Consider the following 1,018-nt stretch of genomic DNA (forward strand, 5'->3'; position numbering starts at 1 on the left):
ATCAGCCGGCTTGAGGGGAACGATGCGCGGGGCGAAGAGACGATTTGATTTTGTTCATGAATTCGTTATCCGGGTGTTTGCCGACGACTTGCACGCCAAGCGCATCCTGTCGTTGGCCAACGGAACGCTTGGGGTGATGACGGGAGCGGCTCTGGCGGTTTCGTGGATCGGCCATGCGCTCGCCCACGCTCGTGGATTGGTGTCGAAGTCGGCGATCAAGCAGGTCGACCGGCTCCTGAGCAACCCGGGCGTGGTCCCGTGGGACTTGTTCGGCTCGTGGGTCGGCGAGGTGGTGGGCGCCCGGCGCGAGATCGTCGTGGCGATGGACTGGACCGACTTCGACGCCGACAATCAGTCCACGCTCGCCCTGCATCTCGTCACCCGTCACGGCCGAGCGACGCCGCTCCTCTGGCTGACCGTCGACAAGGACGAATTGAAGGACCAGCGCAACGATTTCGAGGACCTGTGCCTGTCGCGGCTGAAGGCGCTGCTGCCCGAAGGCGTGGCGACGACGATCCTGGCCGACCGCGGTTTCGGCGACGTCAAACTGTTCGAGTTCCTGGAAAGCCTCGGCTTCCAATACGTCATCCGTTTCCGAGGCAACATTCACGTCAGCGCGGCCGACGGCGAAACGCGGCTGGCCGCCGATTGGGCCGGCAAGCACGGGCGGGCGCGGAAATTGCGCGACGCTGAAGTTTCGGCCGCCCGCCAGAAGGTCGGCGCGGTCGTATGCGTGAAGGCTGTGGGCATGAAGGAGGCTTGGCATCTGGCCGCCAGTGACGCCTCGCTGTCCGCGCCGCAGATCATCAAGCTCTATTCCAAGAGGTGGACCATCGAACCCAGCTTCCGCGACAGCAAGGACATGCGCTTCGGCATGGGGCTGGGCGCGCTCAGGATCGACGATCCAAGGCGCCGCGACCGCCTCCTGCTCCTCAATGCCTTCGCCATCCTGCTGCTGACGATCCTGGGCGCCGCCGGCGAAAGCCTCGGCATGGATCGTCAACTGCGAACCAGCACC

1 protein-coding gene is annotated in these 1,018 nt (G+C 64.7%); it reads left to right on the forward strand.

The genetic code is table 11. The features are described from left to right. Positions 1–22: 22 nt before the first annotated feature. The coding region (locus tag EDC64_RS23395; protein ID WP_132036267.1) for an IS4 family transposase at positions 23–1,018 on the forward strand (996 nt) is incomplete at its 3' end.

Source organism: Aquabacter spiritensis (genome assembly GCF_004346185.1).
GTDB classification, from domain to species: domain Bacteria; phylum Pseudomonadota; class Alphaproteobacteria; order Rhizobiales; family Xanthobacteraceae; genus Aquabacter; species Aquabacter spiritensis.